The 789-nt window shown below is 59.1% G+C and carries 1 pseudogene; it reads right to left on the bottom strand.

Annotated elements, in window-relative coordinates:
• A pseudogene (locus tag CXQ93_RS20155) lies at positions 1-744 on the bottom strand (hypothetical protein); the annotation flags it as partial.
• Between the last annotated feature and the right edge of the window lie 45 nt (positions 745-789).

Raw genomic sequence — 789 nt, 5'->3', positions numbered from 1 at the left:
TAGTTTCCGCTTCGCGAATGCTTCCTTCACCCGGACCGGGATACTCGCAGGAAACATCTTCTCTCGCGCTCTGCGAGCCTTACCGAGAAACGAAAACGCTGTGGTTCCCGGTGCGAGAAATAACAACCGCTCTTCCAACACCGCCTCGTCTTGGGCTGTGGAACTCCCCATGGACCCTAGAGTCGCGATCTCGTCATTGATGGTTACTGCATGACGCCAGGAAAGCTCCCCCGCCTCCAGCCCCGCCAACACCACGGGACGTTCACGCAGCAGCACCACACTGTGCTCCAGCAATGACGCCGCGCTCGGCTCAGGAATGCCCAACGCAAACGCGACCTCCGTGACCAATCCTGCCGAGGATACTCCACGCTGAAACGCATCCAACGCCACCACAGATGCCTCAACCGCAGCGGCCCCAGCAACCCTGGCCACTAACCGTGCTTTACGCCCCGCCACGGCATCCTCGAGGCGCTTCACCTCTGCTAGCGCCGCCAACCCAGCATCACGAACACCCCGAGCAACCGACAACACCGACCGTGGCTCCGGTTCCGGAATAGATCCGCTATCTGGCTCCAGGTCCGCTTCCGGGAGCGGGTACAACAGCAATGGCGGCAACCCCACCAACTCAGCATTGTCAGAGCCAAAGGGTTCAATAGAAGGAAGAGTAATCCCAGCAAGCAATGAAGCCACATCCGCTGTAGCCTCACCGCCCCGGTCCCCGGGGAACACCTCCCGAATACTCATACAACAAGCCTAAACATACCGATACTTAACCGCAATACTTACTAG

This window comes from Arthrobacter sp. N199823 (assembly GCF_002929705.1).
Classification (GTDB): domain Bacteria; phylum Actinomycetota; class Actinomycetes; order Actinomycetales; family Micrococcaceae; genus Specibacter.
This window is presented reverse-complemented; position numbering and strand designations above follow the sequence as displayed.